General features: G+C 60.9%; 1 pseudogene. It reads right to left on the bottom strand.

From position 1 onward, the window contains the following. A pseudogene (locus tag AAHB17_RS24545) lies at positions 1 to 560 on the bottom strand (transposase); the annotation flags it as partial. Between the last annotated feature and the right edge of the window lie 66 nt (positions 561 to 626).

Below are 626 nucleotides of genomic sequence, written 5' to 3'. Positions count from 1 at the left end.
GATCTTCTTGCGCTTGCGCTTCCTGACCTGCAGCCCCGCCTGGGCATACAGGCGCTCGACACGCTTGTGGTTGACGATCTCACCGGCCTGGCGCAGCTTGAGGTAGATCATGCCCGCACCGTAACGGCGATGGCGTTGCGCCAGGGCAATGATCTTGTCCTTCAAGGCGCCGTTTCGGTCTGCAACGGGCTCATAACGGTAGGCGCTGGCGCTTATTCCGATGATGCGCAGTGATCGGCGTTCGCTCAGCCCGCAGCCGACCATGTGGCGCACCAGCTCGCGCCGTGCGGGTGCGCTCACCACTTTTTTCTCAAGGCTTCTTTCGTCACCTCGTTCTCAAGCATCGACTCGGCCAGCAGCCGTTTGAGGCGAGCATTTTCAAGCTCGAGTTCCTTCAGCCGCTTGGCATCCGAGACGCTCATGCCGCCGAACTTGTTGCGCCACAGGTAGTAGCTGGCCTCGGAGAAGCCGTGCCGCCGGCACAGCTCTGCCACTGCCAGGCCGGCTTCGGCCTCCCGCAGAAAGCCAATGATCTGTTCTTCGCTAAATCGCTTCTTCACGTCCAATCTCCTGTCTTCGGGATTGGACTCCAGAGTCAGTCGCTACTCAAATCCGGGGGGACGTCG

It is taken from the genome of Hydrogenophaga sp. OTU3427, assembly GCF_038440225.1.
In the GTDB taxonomy this organism is placed as follows: domain Bacteria; phylum Pseudomonadota; class Gammaproteobacteria; order Burkholderiales; family Burkholderiaceae_C; genus Hydrogenophaga.
This window is presented reverse-complemented; position numbering and strand designations above follow the sequence as displayed.